The sequence below is a fragment of the Gemella taiwanensis genome, from assembly GCF_054054385.1.
In genome coordinates this window covers 1-21,030 of the sequence record NZ_JBSMTL010000009.1, presented here as the reverse complement: position 1 = coordinate 21,030, position 21,030 = coordinate 1, and the positions used below count along the sequence as shown (strand labels likewise).

The 21,030-nt window shown below is 28.1% G+C and carries 16 protein-coding genes and 1 pseudogene; all 17 read left to right on the top strand.

What is annotated here, in order from left to right:
* The first annotated feature begins 5 nt into the window (after positions 1-5).
* Positions 6-710 carry a polysaccharide biosynthesis tyrosine autokinase gene (locus ACWOA3_RS06785; protein WP_456884918.1) on the top strand — a complete coding sequence of 235 codons (705 nt, stop codon included), beginning with the start codon at positions 6-8 and terminating at the stop codon, positions 708-710.
* Between the two features lie 24 nt (positions 711-734).
* Positions 735-2,099, top strand: coding sequence for a sugar transferase (locus ACWOA3_RS06780; protein WP_456884916.1), 1,365 nt, complete (start codon positions 735-737; stop codon positions 2,097-2,099).
* A 167-nt stretch (positions 2,100-2,266) separates the two neighbouring features.
* Positions 2,267-3,340: a glycosyltransferase family 2 protein gene (locus ACWOA3_RS06775; protein WP_456884914.1), complete on the top strand. Its 1,074-nt coding sequence runs from the start codon at positions 2,267-2,269 to the stop codon at positions 3,338-3,340.
* 4 nt (positions 3,341-3,344) lie between these two features.
* A complete protein-coding gene (locus ACWOA3_RS06770) occupies positions 3,345-5,279 on the top strand; it encodes an HAD family hydrolase (RefSeq protein WP_456884912.1) in 1,935 nt (644 codons plus the stop codon).
* Between the two features lie 2 nt (positions 5,280-5,281).
* Entirely contained in the window at positions 5,282-6,547 is a 1,266-nt protein-coding gene (locus ACWOA3_RS06765) for an O-antigen polymerase (protein WP_456884910.1), read from the top strand.
* A complete protein-coding gene (locus ACWOA3_RS06760) occupies positions 6,544-7,512 on the top strand; it encodes a glycosyltransferase family 2 protein (RefSeq protein ID WP_456884908.1) in 969 nt (322 codons plus the stop codon). Before ACWOA3_RS06765 ends, ACWOA3_RS06760 begins: the two co-directional genes overlap by 4 nt.
* The gene (locus tag ACWOA3_RS06755; protein ID WP_456884905.1) at positions 7,513-8,523 is read left to right on the top strand and encodes a glycosyltransferase family 52; all 1,011 of its coding nucleotides are present in this window, start codon (positions 7,513-7,515) and stop codon (positions 8,521-8,523) included.
* Positions 8,523-9,911: a lipopolysaccharide biosynthesis protein gene (locus tag ACWOA3_RS06750; protein ID WP_456884903.1), complete on the top strand. Its 1,389-nt coding sequence runs from the start codon at positions 8,523-8,525 to the stop codon at positions 9,909-9,911. The genes ACWOA3_RS06755 and ACWOA3_RS06750 overlap by 1 nt, the downstream gene beginning before the upstream one ends.
* Before the next feature lie 16 nt (positions 9,912-9,927).
* Positions 9,928-10,944: an N-acetylneuraminate synthase gene (gene neuB / locus ACWOA3_RS06745; RefSeq protein ID WP_456884901.1), complete on the top strand. Its 1,017-nt coding sequence runs from the start codon at positions 9,928-9,930 to the stop codon at positions 10,942-10,944.
* A 12-nt stretch (positions 10,945-10,956) separates the two neighbouring features.
* Positions 10,957-12,102: a UDP-N-acetylglucosamine 2-epimerase gene (gene neuC, locus ACWOA3_RS06740; protein WP_456884899.1), complete on the top strand. Its 1,146-nt coding sequence runs from the start codon at positions 10,957-10,959 to the stop codon at positions 12,100-12,102.
* On the top strand, positions 12,102-12,725 hold the full coding sequence (locus tag ACWOA3_RS06735; protein ID WP_456884898.1) for a NeuD/PglB/VioB family sugar acetyltransferase: 624 nt from the start codon (positions 12,102-12,104) through the stop codon (positions 12,723-12,725). The genes neuC and ACWOA3_RS06735 overlap by 1 nt, the downstream gene beginning before the upstream one ends.
* Before the next feature lie 11 nt (positions 12,726-12,736).
* Positions 12,737-13,972 (top strand): cytidylyltransferase domain-containing protein, encoded by a 1,236-nt coding sequence (locus ACWOA3_RS06730; RefSeq protein ID WP_456884897.1) that lies wholly within the window; start codon positions 12,737-12,739, stop codon positions 13,970-13,972.
* Positions 13,973-14,004: 32 nt separating this feature from the next.
* The gene (locus ACWOA3_RS06725) at positions 14,005-14,682 is read left to right on the top strand and encodes an SLATT domain-containing protein (RefSeq protein ID WP_456884895.1); all 678 of its coding nucleotides are present in this window, start codon (positions 14,005-14,007) and stop codon (positions 14,680-14,682) included.
* A 508-nt stretch (positions 14,683-15,190) separates the two neighbouring features.
* Positions 15,191-16,288: a UDP-galactopyranose mutase gene (gene glf, locus ACWOA3_RS06720; protein ID WP_456884893.1), complete on the top strand. Its 1,098-nt coding sequence runs from the start codon at positions 15,191-15,193 to the stop codon at positions 16,286-16,288.
* Positions 16,289-16,615: 327 nt separating this feature from the next.
* On the top strand, positions 16,616-17,704 hold the full coding sequence (locus ACWOA3_RS06715) for a hypothetical protein (protein WP_456884891.1): 1,089 nt from the start codon (positions 16,616-16,618) through the stop codon (positions 17,702-17,704).
* A 55-nt stretch (positions 17,705-17,759) separates the two neighbouring features.
* On the top strand, positions 17,760-19,670 hold the full coding sequence (locus ACWOA3_RS06710; protein ID WP_456884890.1) for a hypothetical protein: 1,911 nt from the start codon (positions 17,760-17,762) through the stop codon (positions 19,668-19,670).
* Positions 19,671-19,832: 162 nt separating this feature from the next.
* Positions 19,833-20,404: pseudogene (gene rfbC, locus ACWOA3_RS06705) on the top strand (dTDP-4-dehydrorhamnose 3,5-epimerase).
* Positions 20,405-21,030: the final 626 nt, after the last annotated feature.

Below are 21,030 nucleotides of genomic sequence, written 5' to 3'. Positions count from 1 at the left end.
AATACATGGCACAAATTAATTTACTAACAAACCAAAAAATAGTAGATCCTAAAAATGATGAATATTACAACGCTATACGTACAAATATCCAATTTTTAGGAAAAGATAAAAAAGTAATCGTAATTACATCAACTTCAGAAAATGAAGGGAAGAGTACTGTATCGACTAACTTAGCTATTTCATTAGCAAAATTAGGTCTTAAAACTATTCTAGTGGATGCTGATACACGTAAATCTGTTATGGCAGGTCGTTTCAAATTTAAGCACAAAATTAGTGATCTAACTAACTATCTTTCTGGAGTATCTCCAATTGAGGATGTTATTTATGAAACTGACGTGGAACATCTAAATGTTATTCCAGCAGGGCAAGTACCGCCAAACCCAACAGGATTATTACAAAACAGAAACTTTAACATTATGATTGAAGTTTTTAGAGAATACTATGACTATGTAATTATCGATACACCACCGATTGGGCAGGTAATCGATGCAGCTATCGTAGCGCCTAAAACTGATGGAGTAATTCTTCTAGTAGAAGCCAATCGTGTTAAGAAGAAAAGCATAGAAAAAGCTAAGGAACAACTTGAAAAAGGTGGAGCAGAATTCCTAGGTGTAATCTTAAACAAAGTTAACTCAAATGAACTAGGTTACGGTGGTTACTATGGTCACTACGGTAGCTATGGAATAAAGGGTAATAAAGATAAAAAATAAGTCATAAGATAAGAGGAGAACAAGATGTATTATATTAGAAGAAATAATAAGTTTCTGTTCTTGGTGACTGATTTAATAGCCTTATCTTTAGCTTATATTTTTACTTTTGATTTCCAATCGAAATCAAAAGATAATTTATACTTCTTTATAGCTATGAATGTTATTGGTTTTTTTGTAGCGCTTATGTCAGAAGAATACTGGACAATATCGGAAAGAGGTTATCTTAAAGAGCTCAAGACAACATTTATCTATGTATTGAAAGTTGTTTCATTATTCACATTAGTTCTAGTAATATTTAATCGTAAAGATTTCTTCGATATAGTAAAAAGTATGGAACTGATTATTTATTTAGTTCTAGCATTTGTTTTTATCTATTGTGTAAGAACCATTTCTAAAAGAATAAATAATCGCTATCGTGATGATAGTCGTAATATTATTATATTATCTGATTTTTGTGATTTAGACACAATAGGAGAATTACCTAGTAACTATCAAGTATTAGCGTATGCGAATAATTCAGATAAATCCATGTATAATGCTAAACCAGTTGTGCACAATATTTCTGAAATTCGAGATTTCTTATCTAATCACAGGGTTGATGAAATCTATGCTAACTTATCATCACAGACTAGTTTGGTAGAAATCTTTAAGATTTTTGAAGTACTTGGAATTCCGACAAAAATCAATATTACACCAATTATAAAAGAAGTCGGAGCGAATACTGCGGTAACATTCCAAGGTGATAATATTTATCTAACATCTGCGATAAAAATAGCAACACTCCGTCAGGTAATATTAAAAAGGGTGATGGATATCGCCATCTCAATAGTAGGAATATTATTAATGATTATTGTAGGTATAATTATACTACCAATAGTCAAGATGCAAGCGCCAGGACCACTTATATTCACTCAAACGAGAATAGGACAAAATGGTAAAAAGTTCAAAATATACAAATTTAGAAGTATGTATATGGATGCTGAAGAAAGAAAAGCAAAACTTTTAAGTCAAAACGAATTAGAAACAACGTTGATGTTTAAAATGGATAATGATCCTAGAGTATTCCCATTTGGTCAAAAATTAAGAGATTGTTCATTGGATGAACTTCCACAATTTATTAATGTTCTTAAAGGAGATATGAGTGTTGTAGGGACACGTCCTCCAACAGTTGATGAATATACTCAGTATGATCTTCATCATTTCAAACGTATGCAGGTGAAACCTGGTATTACTGGAATGTGGCAGGTTAGTGGAAGAAGTAACATACTTGATTTTGAAGAAGTAGTTAAACTGGATATGAAATATATCGAAAATTGGTCGCTAAGACTGGACATAAAAATTATAATTAAAACTATAATGGTTGTCCTAAAAAGAGAAGGAAGTAAATAATAACGGGAAAAGTAAAAAATAGGGAGTGGCTATATAAGAATATACAACCACTCCTTGTTAAAATAAAAAAAGGCTGTGTTTCGTCGCCAAACTAAAACACAGACTAATATAAGTGAATATGGATATATTAACATAAAAATTGATAAAATGGAAGTGAAAAGATAATTATGTGTAAAATTTCAATAATAACACCAGTGTATAATGTAGAAAAGTATCTTGAAAAGAATATTGAAAGTATTTTAGAACAAACATTTAAAGACTATGAATTTATTATAGTGAATGATGGATCTACAGATACTTCTGGTGAAATAGCAGAAAAATATGAAAAAAAAGATAATAGAATTAAAGTAATAAACAAAGAAAATGGTGGTGCACCAAGTGCTAGGAATGAGGGGATAAAAATAGCTAAGGGTGATTATTTATATTTCCCAGATTCTGATGATTGGTTAGAAAAAGATTATTTAGAGAATTTATATGATGCTGCTGTGAGAACAAATGTTGATCTGGTGATAACTGGATTTAAAATGGAATATTATGAAGGAAATAAGGAAATCACTTATCCTGTTAGTATCGATTCGGAAATAGAAATGTATAATAATAAATATGACTTAAGACATAACGCACACAAATATTTTGATAATATGATGTGGGCTGTTCCGTGGAATAAATTATACAGGGCAAGCTATATTAAAGATAACAATATACTATTTCCTAGTGTAAAGTGGGATGATCTACACTTTAATATGGAGTGTTTAAAGAATATTAATTCTTTTGCAGTAATAAATAATACAGGATATAGATTTTTCAGATCACGACCGGGTTCTGAAAGTACAATCGTTTTTGATGAAGTTTTGTATAAGAAAAGAAAAGCACAATTTACTCATATTTTAGACGTGTATAATAGTTGGGAAATAAAAGATGATAATATATTAGCAGTACTATATGGTTACTATGCTGGAAGAATTATTCAGTGTATGCAAGAAGTTGCTATCAGTAAGAACACTACTAAGAAAAAGAAAGAGCTATTATTAGAAATTATGAATGATGATTTAACTATCGTAGCTTTTAAAAAAGGAAAGATAAATTCTAAGCTATTGTTAATAGTATCAAAAATTATGAAACTCAATAAAGTTAATTTAAACTTATTTATTGGTAAAAGTATAGGGGTTGTTAAAGAAAAGAATGGAAGATTATTTAATTATTTGAAAGCTACCTCTGTAAATAAGTCAAAAAGGAGTTAGAAGTATGAAGAGACTGAAAAGTAAAATAAAAAATGTTCTTGATGATGTAGGTATACAGTGTTATGAGAACATAATTAAGAAAATTAATAAAAAAGAATATGTTTCTTTTGATATTTTTGATACATTAATAAAAAGAGATGTAAAAAAACCGACTGAAGTTTTTGATATAATAGAGCAAAATTATGAAATATATGATTTTTATAAAAGACGTATAGAAGCAGAAAAAAGAGCAAGAAAGGGTAAAGTAGATACTACAATAGATGAAATATACGATATATACAATTCATTATATTTAAATAATATTAATGAGATTGAAAAAATCAAAAATATTGAAAAAAAAGTAGAATTTGAATTGTGTGTTCAGAATAAATTATTGAAAAAAGTATATGATTTTTGTATAGAAAATAATAAAAAAGTGTACCTTATTTCAGATATGTATTTAAGTAGTGAAATCTTAAAAGAAATATTAGAAAAAAATGGTTATTCGAAGTATGAAAAACTATATGTTTCTTGCGAATATGATAGAACAAAAGCAAATGGTGAATTATATAAATATGTTATAAAAGAACTAGGTATACATACAAATAAGTTAATACATATAGGAAATGATATAAAGACAGATTATATGATGGCTTTAAAAAATAAGATTTCAGCAGTAAAGGTGAAGACTAAAACATATGTAGGCAATAGTTTATTAGATGTATTTCTAAGTAATCATAAGTCGAATTCGTCAAATTTTTATTATGACTTTGGGTATTCGAATTTTGGACCTTTATTATATGGATTTTGCATATGGTTAAAAGAAAATGTGAAGAAAAATGATATAGATAATATTTATTTTTTGGCTAGAGATGGTTATATTATAAAAAAAGCTTATGAGAAAATTTTTGGAGAACAGGATAATATTTATTATTTAGAAGCTTCAAGAAGAAGTTTACGAGTTCCATATTTATCGCAAAAAAATTCAATAGATGAAATGTTAGATGAATTACCTTTACCAAGGCAAACGAATATGATACAGATATTTGATGCATTGGGTATAGAATTAGATCTATATTCTGATAAAATAAAAGAGAGTGGGTACTCTATAGAAAGCTTCTATTTAAGAGAGAAGGTATTAAAAGAAGAAGGGTTTAAAAATTTAATTAGCTCAATAAAAGATGATATTATTGCTAATTCAATATCAGAAAACGAGGCATTAAAAAATTATCTGGAGAAAAATAATTTCTCAAAAAGAAATGCGATTGTTGATATTGGTTGGGGTGGATCAATGCAGAAGTATCTGAGAAATATTTTTGATAATCTTCCTGGATACGAGAATAAAGAACTGATAGGATTTTATTTCGGATTAACAGAGAAAGCAAAAGGAAATCTTTCTTCAAGAAATATAGCCAATGCATATGTATTTGATAATTATAACTTCTCATCGGAAGAGTTAGAACGTCCATTTGTGGGACTTTTTGAAAGCTTATTCTTAGAGCCAAAAGGTTCAGTAAAAAAATATCATATCAATACAGAAAATCTAGTTGAGAGATACCAGTATGAATATATTGATGATTCAGGTAAAGTGTTAGATGATGTTGATAAAATACATAATATCCAACAAGGTGCCTTAGGATTTATAGAAGAATATATGTCGACTGCTGTATCTAGATACTCAAAAATGGACTCAGAGGCAGCTTTTAAAAATCTATTTTCAGTAGGAATAAATCCAAAATTAGATCAATTAGAAAAATTGGGAAGTATTGTATTTTTTAACAATGGATTCAAAGAACAATTGGCAAAACCTGATTGTATTCTTAAATATCTAATATCGCCGATGAAATTTAAAAAAGACTTCTTAAACTCTCAATGGAAAACAGGGTTTTTAAAAGGGGTATTTAAGCTACCGTTACCATATTACGAAATATTTAAGGTGATGAGAAGGGTTAGGAAATAGAGATGATTTATGTATTATTTTTTACAATAGTAGCTATTGTAATATTAAACTTAATTATTTTTAAGAAAGATCCTATAGCACCAGCAGTTCTACTATCTTTATCTTTTATGATAGCAACGGGATATGCTTCTTTTTATAATTCTGAGTGGGATTTCTCAAGTTGGCTAGTTTATAAATTGATTGTCTTTGGAGTCCTATCTTTTTCATTAGGTTCACTAATAGGTGATAAAATTTTCATTAAAAATCAGAAAAAGATAACATACAATATGTTAAATGTCGAAGTTTTATCATCTAGAGTAATTATTTTAATAGGACTTCAAGTAATATTTATATTTTTCTATTTGCAACATGTATTGGAGTATACAGGAATAAGTAATCTTTTTTCTGCAATAGGTAATTATTACGAGTCTAATAAGATAGAAAAGATAGAATTAAACAGAATATTATCGATATATAGTATTTTTAATACTTCTATAACATATTTATTAATTTATTATGCTGTAGTTTTGAAAGTCTCTAATAAGAAGAATAATGTATTAAAAAAACTTACTATAAGTATATTTCTAGGTTTTCTATATGCTTACCTAAGTGGTACTCGAACAGAGATGTTTATGTTTATTATTGGTGGATTAATAATGTTTGTACTAGTTAATAATGCTATGGGGAAAAAAGTTCAGTTTAGTATGACAAATATAAAAAAGGGAAGTGTAATCCTTATTATTTTGATTTTTATTTTTAATATCTTATCAATATTGCAAGGTAGAACCATAGAAGGAATGACTATAAACGAAGTATTCTCAACATATTTAGGAGCACCAATAAAGAATTTAGATTTGTTCGTTTCAGAAGTTATTAGAGAGCCAAAATATTTTGGAGAGACAACATTCTCTTATACATATGAGATGTTTAATTTGAGATATAATGTACAGGAGCTAACTATGTATAGATTCATAGAGGGTAAAGGTTTAGGTAATGTATATACAACTTTCGCACCTATGTATTATGATTTTGGGATATATGGAACGATGATTCTGATGAGTGTATTAGGATTTATTTGCCAAACATTCTATAATAACATATGGAGAACTAGTAATAAGGTAAAGGCAAATTTTAGAGTAATAATATATTCATTTATTTCATTTTCAATCATTTTTAGTTTTTTCTCAAACAAATTTTTTGAAGTGTTTATTTCAAAATCACTTATTTATTTTGCGATAGGCGTGTATATAAGTACATTATTTTTAGAAAGGATTAGATTTAAGAAATGAATGATAAGATAAGTGTAATTGTTCCAATTTATAATGTTGAATATTATATTGAAGATTGTGTGAAAAGTATTTTGGGGCAAAGCTATAGAAATCTAGAAATAATTTTTGTAAATGATGGTTCTACAGATAATAGTATAGATATATTAAAGAGTCTTATAAGTAATGACCAAAGATGTAATATAGTTAGTCAAAAAAATGGTGGATTATCTTCTGCTAGAAATAAAGGACTAAGCGTTTCTACAGGAGAATACGTTACTTTTATAGATTCTGATGATTTTTTAAAAGAATCTTATATTGAGGAATTATATAAAAACTTAATAAATAATCGAGCAGATATATCGATAGCTGGTTTTACATATTATTATGACGATTGTAAAATATATAAGAATACGATTGATATGAATAATGATATAATTGAAAGATTGTCAAATGAAAAAGCAATAAACAGAATGTACGAATTCCAAAATCGATATAATGTTTCATTTGTCACAGCTTGGGGAAAGTTATATCGAAAGAGTTTATTTGATAATATATTTTATCCAGAGGGTAAAACATATGAAGATGAATTTACAACGTATAAATTATATTTAAAAACTAACAATATAGTATGTATAAATAAAGAATTATATATATATCGTATCAGAGAAGGAAGTATTATGTCTAAAAAGTATGGTTTAGACAATTTAAATCCTATTATGGCATTAGAGGAACGAATTGATATTCTAAAAGATAAAAATATAAATGCATTAGAAACAGAGTATACGTATCTTTGTTTACTTTCATATAATATGTATATGTTAAAAAAACATGGATATGTCAAAGAAGTTAATGAACTAAAGAATAAGTATATTAATTACTACTTAAAAGTTTACCCTAGAGTGGGATTAAAGAAAAAAATTAAATTATTAGTGATACGGTATATTAATTCAATTATTTATAAGTATAAAGGAGATAATCTAAGATAAATGAAAAAAAAATATATATGTATGACAGCGTATCACCTATTGATAACACTTACAAAATTAGATAATAACAATAGGAATGAATTACTATTATTGGAAGGGGCTCTATCTGAGGAGATTATCGATTTATTTGTCAAAGAGAATATATTTGAAAAAATTACTGTCCTAAATATGTATATGTTTGATGAACTAAAAAAATGTATGGGGAATAGAAGAGAAGTATTTGAAATAATTGAATTACTAAAAGATGGGCATATATATATTTATAATGATCATATTCCAATTGGATGGATATTAAATAAATATAAAATTAAATATGATCTTATAGAAGATGGATACGATTTCTTTTCATATAAATATACTGATTTTAGAAATAGAATATTTACTAAAAAATCGACGGTTCGAGATTACAAAGAATTATTTAAGCATTATTTATTTTTAAGAAGAAACAAAGGCCCTGGTTTTAGTAAATATTGTCAATCAATAGAGGTAAATGATATATCAGTAGTTCCAAAAGATGAAAGATATCATAAGTTTAAAGAAGTACCAAGAAAAGAACTGTTTGAAAACATAAGTGAAGAGAGAAAACAATTAATATTAAGGGTCTTTGGTGTAGAAGAACTTTCTGGAGTAGCGGACAAATCAGTATTGATTTTAACGCAACCACTTAGTTTAGATAGACTTATGAACAGCGATGAAAAACAATATGGATTTTATAAGAAGATTTGTGATAAATATCTATCTGAAGGATATGAAGTATACTTAAAACCACATCCAAGAGATACGATTACTTATGAGAAAATTAATGGAGTAAGTTTAATTGCACAGACTGTGCCGATGGAACTAATTGAGATGGTTAGTGATGTTAAATTTGAACGAATAATAACACACTCATCGACAGCCATAAACTTCTTAACATGTGGTAAAGAAAAAGAAGTATTTTATGATTTTAATACACAAGAATATGATGAAAAATTACTAGAAAAATACAATATAAATAAGGATGAACTGTAATGAAGAAGAACAAACTATTAAGTTCTAGTTTGGCTTATACAATAGGTAATTTATTAATACAAGGATTAAGTTTCATAACATTACCAATATATACGAGAGTAATGACTCAAGAAGATTATGGTAACTATAATCTATATAGTTCTTGGGCTGGAATATTTTCTATATTCATTGGACTTCAGATAGTAGGGAGTTTCAGTATAGCGAAAATAAAATATGAAAATAGATTTAAGGAGTATATAGCCACGAGTACAAGTGTAACGACAATATTTTTTATATTATTTTCAACAGTTTGTTTAATATTTAGTACATATTTAGAAAAGATATTAGGATTTTCTACAGGAATATTACTATTTATCTTAATCCAAGGATACTTCAGTCATTTACAAGGAAGTTTATCACAATATTATATTCAAACACAAGAAACAAAAAAACAACTTATATTATCATTCTTTATGTCATTTGGTAATGTTGTACTATCATTATTATTCTTATTCACACTAAAAAATGATTTCCTAGCTAGAATACTAGGAGGGATAATACCTGGGATAATAGTAGGTATAATTTTCTTAATATTCATTTATAAGAATAGTAGTGTGATACTAGATAGGACATATGTTAGATTTATATTGATCACATCGATTCCTTTAGTATTTCATATTCTAGGGCATAACTTACTAAGTCAATTAGATAGAATAATGATAGGAAGCTACATGACGGCAAAAGAAGTTGCGATATATAGTTTCGGGTATTCACTAGGAAGTATTGTGTCGATAGCGTTAATGAGTATGAATACTGCATGGATTCCATGGTTTTTTGATGAAAAGAAAAAAGGAAATGTTGATCTGATAAATAAATATAAGGAAAGATATCTATTAATAGGGGTATTTCTAACAATAGGATTCTTATCTGTCTTCCCAGAATTAGTTTCAATAATGGGGAGTGCGGATTATAAGAGTAGTAGAGATTTTGTGGTATTAATAGTGGTAAGTTGTTTTATAGTATTTTTATATACTTTTCCAGTTAATATTCAATTTTATCATGAAAATACAAAATTTATCCCAATAGGAACTCTTTTAGCTGCAGGAATAAACTATATATTAAACTATATATTAATTCCGAAAAGTGGTATATATGGAGCTGCGATAGCTACAGTAGCTTCATACGTACTATTATTGGTATTCCATCATCTAATAGCCAAAATAAAATATAGATACAATGAAATAAGTGTTATTCAATATATAATCCTTATAGGAGTAGTAAGTATTTACGGCATATTCGCAAATATATTTATAGATAATTTACTAATAAGATGGGGTGGATGTTTAGTTGTATTTGTAGTACTAGTTTTATACTATAAGAAAGATGTAGAAGAATTGATAAAAAAGTAAAAAATAGGAGATAACAATGGTATATATAATAGCGGAAATAGGATGTAATCACAATGGTGATTTTAATCTGGCAAAAAAAATGGTAGATGTCGCAGTTGAATGTGGAGTAGATGCCGTTAAATTTCAAACATTCAAGGCGGATTTATTAATCTCTAAGTATGCACCGAAGGCAGAATATCAAAAGAAAACAACAGGAACAGAAGATAGTCAACTCGAGATGACAAGAAGACTAGAGCTTAGTTTTGAAGAATATTTAGAACTTAGAGACTATTGCTTAGAAAAAGGAGTAGATGTGTTTTCTACACCATTTGATGAAGAATCACTGGATTTCCTAATTAGTACTGATATGCCAGTATATAAAATACCATCAGGAGAAATTACAAATTTACCATACTTAGAAAAAATAGGAAAACAAAATAAAAAAGTAATTCTATCAACAGGTATGGCAACTTTAGGAGAGATACATGCAGCAGTAAAAATATTAGAAGACAATGGAACAGAGGATATTTCAATCCTACATTGTACTACAGAGTATCCAACAAAATATCCAGATCTAAATCTAAATGTGATATCAACATTGAAAAAAGAATTTCCAAATCAAAAAATAGGATATTCAGATCACAGTATCGGATATGAAGTACCGATAGCGGCAGCGACTTTAGGGGCTGAAATAATAGAAAAGCACTTCACATTAGATAATGATATGCCAGGTCCAGATCATAAGGCTAGTGCGACACCTGATATATTAGAAAGACTAGTAAAAGGGATAAGAATAGTAGGTGCGTCACTTGGGAAATTTGAAAAAGAGCCAGTAGAGGTAGAAATAAAAAATAAAATAGTGGCAAGAAAATCAATAATAGCCAAGAAGGCTATAAAAAAAGGAGAAGTATTTACAGAAGAGAATATCACAACGAAACGTCCAGGAAATGGAATAAGTCCGATGAATTGGTATGATATTCTAGGAAAAGTTAGTGAATATGACTTCGAAGAAGATATGTTAATTAAACATAGTGAATTTAAAAATCAAGAGTAAGAGGTAAAAAGAATGAAAAATGTATGTGTAGTAACTGGTTCACGAGCAGAATATGGAATAATGAAAGCGTTACTTTTAAAATTAAATAAAGAACAAAACATAAAGCTTGATGTAGTAGTTACTGCCATGCATTTAGAAGAAAAGTATGGTAATACATACAAACAGATAGAAGAAGACGGGCTAAATATAATAAAAAAAATCCCGTTAAATTTAGAAAACACATCAAAAAAATGCGTAAGCAGATCGCTAGCGATATTAACGACAGGATTATCAGAGTTATTTGAAGAAGTTAAGTATGATTTAATTATTATACTTGGAGATAGGTATGAAATGCTTCCAGTAGTAAATGTAGCATTAATATACAATATACCAGTATGTCACTTACATGGTGGAGAAAAAACTCTAGGTAACTTTGATGAATCAATTAGACATGCGATAACAAAAATGAGTCACTTGCATTTGGTAGCTAGTGAAGAATTTAAAAATAGAGTAATACAACTAGGTGAAGAAGAACAGAACGTACACAACATAGGAGCTATGGGTGTGGAAAATGTAATAAAGCAAGATTTTCTAACAAAGAAAGAATTAGAAGAAACTTTAGGTATGGAGTTAGAAGAAGAGTACTATGTAGTACTTTTCCATCCAGTAACGTTAGAAGATGGGGGAGCATTAAAACAAATCCAAACACTTCTAGAAGTATTATCTGAACAGACAAAACAAGTAATATTTATAGGATCAAACTCAGATACTGATTCAGATAAGATAATGAGTGCGATAGAAGAATATACTAAAAAACATAGCAGTTCAAAAGTATTTATTTCCTTAAAACCAAGTGAATATCATTCATTGGTGAAATATTCAAGAGGATTAGTAGGGAATTCATCTTCAGGTTTAATAGAAATTCCATCGCTAAAAGTTCCAACATTAAACATTGGAAATAGACAATTAGGAAGATTACGAGGACCGAGTGTAGTAGATGTAGATACGACAAAAGAAAGTATACAAAAAGGACTAAAAGAATTATCAAATATAAGAGATTTCTATAATCCATACGAACAAGAAAATTCAATAGAAAAAGCTAAATTAGCTATATTAGATTATTTATCTAAAGATAAGAGTATAATTAAAGAATTTAATGATATGACGGAGGGGAGATAATGAAGCAAAGAGTAGCATTTATAGGAGCAGGAAGCCATTCAGATGCAGTAAAACCCCATTTAGATATATATAACTATGAATTTGTAGGATATTTTGATGACAAGGATATCGAAGAATATAAAGGATATCCAATACTAGGAAAAACACACGATGTATTAAAATGTCTTCATGAGAAAAAAATAGATAAAGTCTTCATAACAATAGGTGATAATAAAAAAAGAAAAGAATTGTTTGACTTAGTAAACGAAAAATATCCAGATGCATTTATAAACATAGTAAGTAAAGAAGCAACTATATTAACCGATTCAAGCATAAAAGGAAAAGGAATATTCATAAGTAGGTGTTTTATAGGATCTGAAGTAGAAATTTATGATAATTCAATAGTAAATACAGGAGCAATAGTAGAACATCATACAGTAATAGCCCCACATTGTAACATCACCCCAGGAGCGATACTTAATTTTTGTAAATTAGGAGAAGGAGTTTATGTAGGTAGTGGAAGCACAATAATACAATTAGTAGAAATAGCACCATATACAATAATAGGAGCAGGAGCTACCGTAGTAAAAACAATAAAAGAAAGTGGAACCTATGTGGGAGTACCTGCGAGAAGGATCAAATAAGGAGAAGAAAAATGAGATCAGTATGTTTAATACCAGCACGAAGTGGATCAAAAGGATTAAAAAATAAAAATATGTTATTTTTTGATGGAAAACCATTAATATTCCATACAATAGATGCGGCGATAGAATCAGGGTGCTTTGCCAAAGAAGATATATATGTAAGTTCAGATTCACAACTATACTTAGATATATGTAAAACAAGAGGAATAAGCACAATATTAAGAGATCCAGAGTTATCAAAAGATACAACTCCGTCAAATTCAGTAGGACTAGATTTTCTAAGTAGATTTGATGAAGATGTAGTTTACGTACTATTACAATTAACATCACCATTAAGAAGTGCAAAACAGATTCAAGAAGCGATGAGACTATTTGAAGAATCAAGAGAAGAAGGTGTGGAGAATGTAGTAAGTTATGTAGAATTAGATAAATCTCCAAGGCTATTTACAAGCTTAGATGATAATAATTATATTCAAGAAAGCTTCGCGGCAGATAGAGGATATAGAAGACAAGATGAGAAGAAGTTATATAGAACCAATGGAGCTATATATATAACTACTAAAAACTTCTATGAAAAAAATATAAGCTACTTAACACCTAGAACAAAAGCTTACTTAATGGATAAAGAAAGCTCATATGATATTGATGATAGAAGTGACTTTATAGGAGCAATAGGAAGTAGATACTTTAACTATGAACTAAGAGAACAAAGAAATAAGAATTTTTATAAAGAAAAATATAAAGAATTTAAAAATACTGAATTAAAAGAGAATATAATTTTTGGTGATTCAAGACTAGTTAATTTAGAGTTAGAAGGATACAGTAATTTAAGTTTAGGTGGAGTAACATTAGCTACTCTATTAGAAAACCTAGAGCAGTATAATGATGTGGCAATTAAGAAGATGTTAGTATCTTTAGGTATTAACGATATAATATCAAATTATAATAAAGAGATAATAAAAGAGAATTATAAGAAATTACTTTTAGAAACAGATAAAAGAAATATAGAATTAACTCTAACAACAATCGGTTATGTATTATTCAGAGATAGTGTAGACAATGAAATAGTTAGAGAGTTAAATGAATGGTTAGAAGACTTTACAAGAGAGAACAAAATAAAGTTAATCGATATAAATAAAGATCTTTCTGAAGATTATCATTTGAAGTATGAATATACAAATGATGGGCTGCATTATAATGATGAAGGAAGTATGTTATTAAACAGCTGTATAAGAAGGAGAATTTAGAGACGAATAGATAAAAAACAGAGGTGAAGTATATGAAGAAAAATTATAACGAAAGAACAATCAAAGATGAGATTGGTTATAAAATTAAAACGATAGATGCAACAAGACATAACAGAATATTTGCTAGTAAAAGGTTATATAGATATAGTCAAAGGTGGGAAGTAATATTTTTCTCTATGAATATCTTAGCTGTAATTTTTTTGATTAGTTCAACAGTAATTCTAACAAATTCTAAACTTATGACATTAGTGTCAGGTTGTTTTTCATTGTATACTATTATAACACAATATTATTATAATAATTTAAATTATAGAGAACGAGGATTAAAATTTCACTACCTAGAACTGGATTTAGAGCATTTAATTGTTAAATTGAAAACATTGCTTAGAGATAAGAATAAGTCCGATTTAGAACTAGAAGGAGAATATAAGTTTATTATGAATAATTATATTTGTAGTTTAAAGGGGTACGAAAATCATGAAGAGATAGATAATAAGGAACGAGAAATTCGTGAAGTGATAGATAATGAAGAACAAGAAGATTGTGAAGAAATAAATAATAAGAAGCTAGAAGATAAAAGTGAAATAAGACATAAAGAAAAGATAAAGGATTATAGTAGCGATAACATTTTCTATTATGGAAATATCTGTATTATATTATTATTTGGTATATTATACATAATTGGAATATGGGAATATATTTTTAAATAAGATAAAACTATAGGATTGTTTATATAATTAAAGAATAGATTTAATGGAAAGATGATAAAGTATTACTATAAGTTTGCTGTATTTAGTTAGTTGCAATTATATGGAATAATACTGTGATTAAAGGTATAAGGTTTTATTTTGTGAAGTATTTTGAAAAGATATTTATATACAGAAATAAGTGATGAAATAGTCTTGAGTATTGTTGTTTTATCTTTTTATTCATTAACAAAGTTGAGTATATTGAACTGTAAATGTGATGGAGATACTTGTAAACATTCGATAGTGGAAAAACACTCTGTATTTTCCTTTTCATTGTGAGTGGTCATCAGTTTTGTAGCAATGGGATTAATAATATTAATTTTAAAATTAAAACATAATATAATATTGATTAGAAACACTTACTCAAGAAGTGGTTTCATGTTGGTTTTAATTACTCTTTTAGTGTCATTACCAGTATATTATATAATATTGAAAAAGAAGTGAAATTTAGTTGAATTTGGAGAGAATTATGTACGATTATTTAATAGTAGGAGCTGGATTGTCAGGTGCGATCTTTGCTCATGAAGCAACAAAACAAGGAAAAAAAGTAAAAGTAATAGATAAACGTGACCACATTGGTGGGAACATCTATTGTGAGAACGTTGAAGGAATTAACGTTCACAAATATGGTGCACATATCTTCCATACTTCTAACAAAGAAGTTTGGGATTATGTAAATCAGTTTGCTGAGTTTAACAACTATATTAACTCACCAGTAGCAAACTATAAAGGTAAATTATACAATCTACCTTTCAACATGAATACTTTCTACGGATTATGGGGAACTAAGACTCCTGCAGAAGTAAAAGATAAAATCGCTGAACAAACAGCTCATCTGCAAGATAGTGAACCTAAGAACTTAGAAGAACAAGCTATCAAACTTATCGGTACTGATGTATATGAAACTTTAATTAAAGGTTATACAGAAAAACAATGGGGACGTAGTGCAACTGAACTACCACCGTTTATCATTAAACGTCTTCCAGTACGTTTTACATTCGATAACAACTACTTCAACGATAGATACCAAGGTATTCCAATCGGTGGATACAATGTTATTATTGAAAACATGCTGAAAGATATCGAAGTAGAATTAAATGTAGACTTCTTCGAAAATCGCGAAGAGTTAGAAGCAAGTGCGAAAAAAGTAGTATTTACCGGAATGATTGATCAATATTTTGATTATAAACACGGAGAATTAGAATACAGAAGTCTTCGTTTTGAACATGAAGTACTAGATGAAGAAAACTACCAAGGTAATGCAGTGGTGAACTACACAGAACGTGAAGTTCCTTATACTCGTATTATCGAGCACAAACACTTCGAAAAAGGTACTCAAGAAAAAACAGTTATTACACGTGAATACTCAGTAGATTGGAAACGTGGAGATGAACCATACTACCCAATCAACGATGCTAAAAACAATGAAATGTATCAAAAATATTTAGAGGAAGCAAAAGGTAAAAATGTTATCTTCTGTGGACGTCTTGCAGACTATAAATATTATGATATGCACGTAGTAATCGAAAGAGCTCTTAATGTAGTAAGAGAGGAATTGAATAGATAAGAAGCGTAATTTTTCTTCTTAATCGTATTTGCCAAATACAATAAACCAATTGAGTTTAATCTCGGTTGGTTTTTGTATTAAATTTAACTTAATTATTAATATTCTAGTTAATTGAAATATATGAAATTTATTGTTTGCAAAAGAGTATTAATATATAATATGTATATATTAATATAGAATTAATAAAAATTAACAGAAATTAGGTGGTGGGGATATGATGAGAAGGCAGGAAAAAGGTGTATAGAAAGTATAAAATATAGGTAAGTCATTAAAAATTAATATAGAAAAAGAATATATTTTTATTTATGAGAGGATGATGGTGAGTTAATGAATACTAAGAAAAGACAAACATCAGGTGTGCAGTCGTTATTAGTTGGTAATGGAATTAATAGATTATTTAGCGGGAGTTTGAGTTTAGACGAGTTAGAATTAGAAGGATATAGCATAAGAAAAGAAAAAAATAATATTGTAATCGAGTATGGAGATATAATAAAAAGGTATGAATATAACGAATATGATAATATAAATTTTCCTATGAGAATGATGGCTAGATCTTTAGGTAAAAGTGAGGTTATACAGAAAGCAATTAAAGAAAAAATAAAATCTGATTTTATTAATGAATTTAAAAAGGAACAGAAGGAATTTATAGAAAAACTATTAAATTTAGATGTAACTTCAATTTTAACTACAAATTATAGTTTCGAATTTGAAAGAAGTACTATAGAAAAATGTTCAATTGGTAAGATACAGAGCTATTATAAGAATGAGGTATTAGAGAAAAATGTACCAAAATATAGGACAAATGAATTAATTGGAAAGCTTAATGAATCGATTGAAAAGGATGATAAATTAAACAAAAAGGGTAATGGATCTAATAAAAAGAAAAATGTATTGAATGAAGAATATGATAGCGATATTCATCAATACATTGAATTGAGAGAAAATAATAAAAAACTGTGGCATATACATGGTATTGCAACTAGATATAAGTCTATTGTATTGGATCATTATGCATATGGGAAATTACTAAAAAAAATACAAGAACATACAAAAAATATTATCAAGAGATTTACAAATTCTAATTATCAAATGGTATCTTGGATAGATTATTTCTTGGTTGGAGACGTTCATATATTAGGGTTTAAATTTGATTTAGCAGAAGTTGATCTATGGTGGCTATTAAGTTTCAAGAGTAGACACTTTCAATTTGCGAAAACATATTTTTATTGTATGGAGGAAGAGCTAGAACCTGAAATAAAAATTATGTTGCAAACTTATAATGTAGAAATTATAGATCCTAGAAAAAGTAAGAGTGCTCCAGAGGGGGTAATTAATCAAAGCGGAAACTACAAAGAATTTTACGAATCAGCAATAGAGGAAATAACAAGAATAATAAATAGTAGAAAAAGAAATTAATATAATTAATCATACAGGTGAGACAGTTTAATAAAATTTATAAGAGGTAAAATAGATGAGCCGTTTGTATAATGGAGTTAAATATTATGGTGAAAATGATCTGAGTATAGGTTGGTACCTAGAAAAAGCTGAAAAAGTAATTAATTCATTTAATGAAAATAATAGTCATGATGATATAAATTATATTCTTGAATTATATAATGTTTCACTGTTATTTGATTCACAGGAAAGATTGAAAACATGGGAAGATGTATATTATAGTGATTTGAAATCAAAAGTTAATAAATTTATGCCGATTATTGCGAAGTATTTTCATAATCTTGATATTTTAAAAATTAAATCCTTCTATAATAAAATTAGTAGGCAATATCAAGAAGATTTTTGGAGATTGTTTTCACGTTTTAAAGTATACGAAAAGGTTAAGAATGAAGAATTTACAAGTATATTATATGAGTTTAATGTATCAATATATTTATTATTAATTCACCAAGACATTGTAAAATATTTTGATAATGAGATTAGCGATTATATGAAACATTCAAAACTAACAGCGGTGGCTCTAATAAAACATTATTTGGTGCAAAAAGAAATAAAGTATTATATTCCTGAGTCATTATTATTAGAAGATCAGCTAACTATAATTGAGAATTATATTAATTCAAAAGGAGCTAATCCTAATTATCTCGAACTTTTGTATGAATCACGAAGTCGAAAAGAGTTCCCTATTTCTGATAAGATCCGTTTGAAGGCCAAAAGAAGATACTCAGAGTTTGTTGAAAAAGATAGTATTAGTGAATCTGGCTTATTATATAATTTAACAGTTAGTTTTTCTAATATTAAGGAAGTTATCCGTGTTTTTGATGAAGATTTATTAAATTATAAGGTAACTTATAGTCGGTTATGGGTAAAAGACAACTTAGATAATGCTACATTACTTAATAATTTTATATATTTATTTGAATATGTAGATTATCATAATAGATTAACTCTTCCATCTAAAGAATATGAACTTGGATTTTTAGAAAAATTTGCAGGTGTAAAAGGAATTAAAAGATATAACATAGGATTAGCTTTTAATTTTAAGAATATGTTATCTTTAATGCAAATTAAGTTGTATTGTCAGGTTCTTTCAGAGTTTGATAAGAGATTGGAGAATATATTTAAATGGTTTTTTGAAGAGTATTTGTGGAATGAGTTTGGCGTGGAAGGATTTACTCTTTTAATACCATCAGAGAATTCTACATTCTTGGAGAAAGTAAGAACAGTGTGTTCAGAGATAGATTCTATATTAAGTCAGTTCAATGCTTATATTGAAAATGGAGAAATAGATCGAGAACTACTGGAGATTTCTAGAAATAGTCCTTTAATAGAGAATATACCTAGCTTTTTCGAGAGAAAGTATGGTTATATAGAAGATCGAGAATTATTAAATATCTCGGAATATTTATTTTCAGATCAATCTCAGCTGGGGTATATTGAAAATAAAACATCATACTCTAACTTTGAAGAATTAATAGTTAATGAGAATGTTCTGATATCTGATTTTCCAGATTATAATAGAGTTCTAATCACTTCATTAATTGAAAGAAATATCATCTATAAAAATGAACAAGGATATATACGTTTTGAAGAAGATATTACTAAAATTCTTAAGGACTTTTATTACAATAAAGTAATATGTATTAATTATTATAAAAATAGTCCTGTATTAGATTCACTTATTTTAAATGGAAAAATAATTTGTGAATCGAAGTTGTTTTCTAGACAAGAACAAGAGTATTTGAACTATTTATTAAACGACCGCTTGTTTGATAATGGGCCAGCATTAAGAAATAAATATTCTCATGGGAAAAACCCTATAAATCTAGAGGACCATGAAAAAGACTATTTCCAAATATTAAAAGTTATAACCCTGATAATTATAAAAATAAACGAGGAATTTTATTTAAGGGATGATAACATTTAGTCTGAAATCTTATAGAAATGATATCTTTTCTGTAACTTTATTTATTAAGGCTTGTGATTGATGAAGAAAGCTACTATAATTTCAATTAGAAAAAAAGCATTAAATACAGTATAATTAAGAATGAAAAGAATTTGTCTGATCATGGAATAGGAGTAGTTTGGAATGAAGGTTTTTGATACAAAATTAAGAGATGTAAAAATATAGAGCCTGATGTTTTTGAAGATAAACGTGGTTTCTTTATGGAGAGTTATTCTGATGAAAAGTATAAAAAACTAGGTATAGATTTTAATTTTATTCAAGACAATCATTCGTTATCTGTTGAAGTTGGAGTCGTTCGTGGTTTGCATTTTCAAAGAGGTGATGCTGCTCAAACGAAACTTATTCGTGTAGTGACTGGGGAAGTATTAGATGTGGTCGTTGATCTTAGAAAAGGTAGTCCAACATATGGACAGTGGGAAAGTTTTATCCTTTCAGAACATAACAGAAGGCAACTTTTAGTTCCTAGAGGATTTGCTCACGGCTTTGCGACATTAACCCCAAATGTTAACTTCATGTATAAGTGTGATAATTATTATAATGCAGAAGCAGATACAGGAATTGTATTCGATGATAAAGAGCTGGGTATTGATTGGCAGATTGATTTATCAAAAGCTATTATTTCTGAGAAAGATAGAAAACTTCCTGCATTCAAAGAATTTGAAAAGAACAATGATTTTGTGTATGGGGAAGAGTAATTTTAATATGTTTTTAGGTATATTCAAAAAATCTTAGACGTTTATGAAAATGCGTAAGTGAAGTGGTTTATTGATAACTAAATTTTCTTTATAAGAGTTTTTCAGATACTTAATGAATTTTTTGATGATGATTCGATAATTGGAATCACGATTTTTGAGTCTCTAGTTTTTGGGGAAATTTAAGTTGTAATGTTTATATAAGTTAATTCTTTTCTATGAGTGTAGCGATCCATAGTTTAGAGGAATTTATCCTTTATGCAATATATCACTAGATCTGACCTTCGAATTAATTGACAACAAGAGAAGGTGTATGATAGAATATAGCAAAGTGAATGGGAAATGTCTATCAAATTTCATCTCGAAAGCCAATTGAAGTGCTAGTTCAATTGGCTTTTTATATTAATATTTAATATTCACACACAAAGTGACGAGTATGCGTCGTGAGCTAAAATGGCTACTTCTTCCCGGGAGCAACTCAAAAATCGTGATTTCGAAGAAATGATATGTACCCCTTTTACTGGACAAACCAGTGAAAGGGGTATTTTTATGCGTTATAGTTTTGAATTTAAAGTAAAATGTGTTGAGATGTATGAAAGAGGGGAATATCCAGAAACACCGAATGGAAT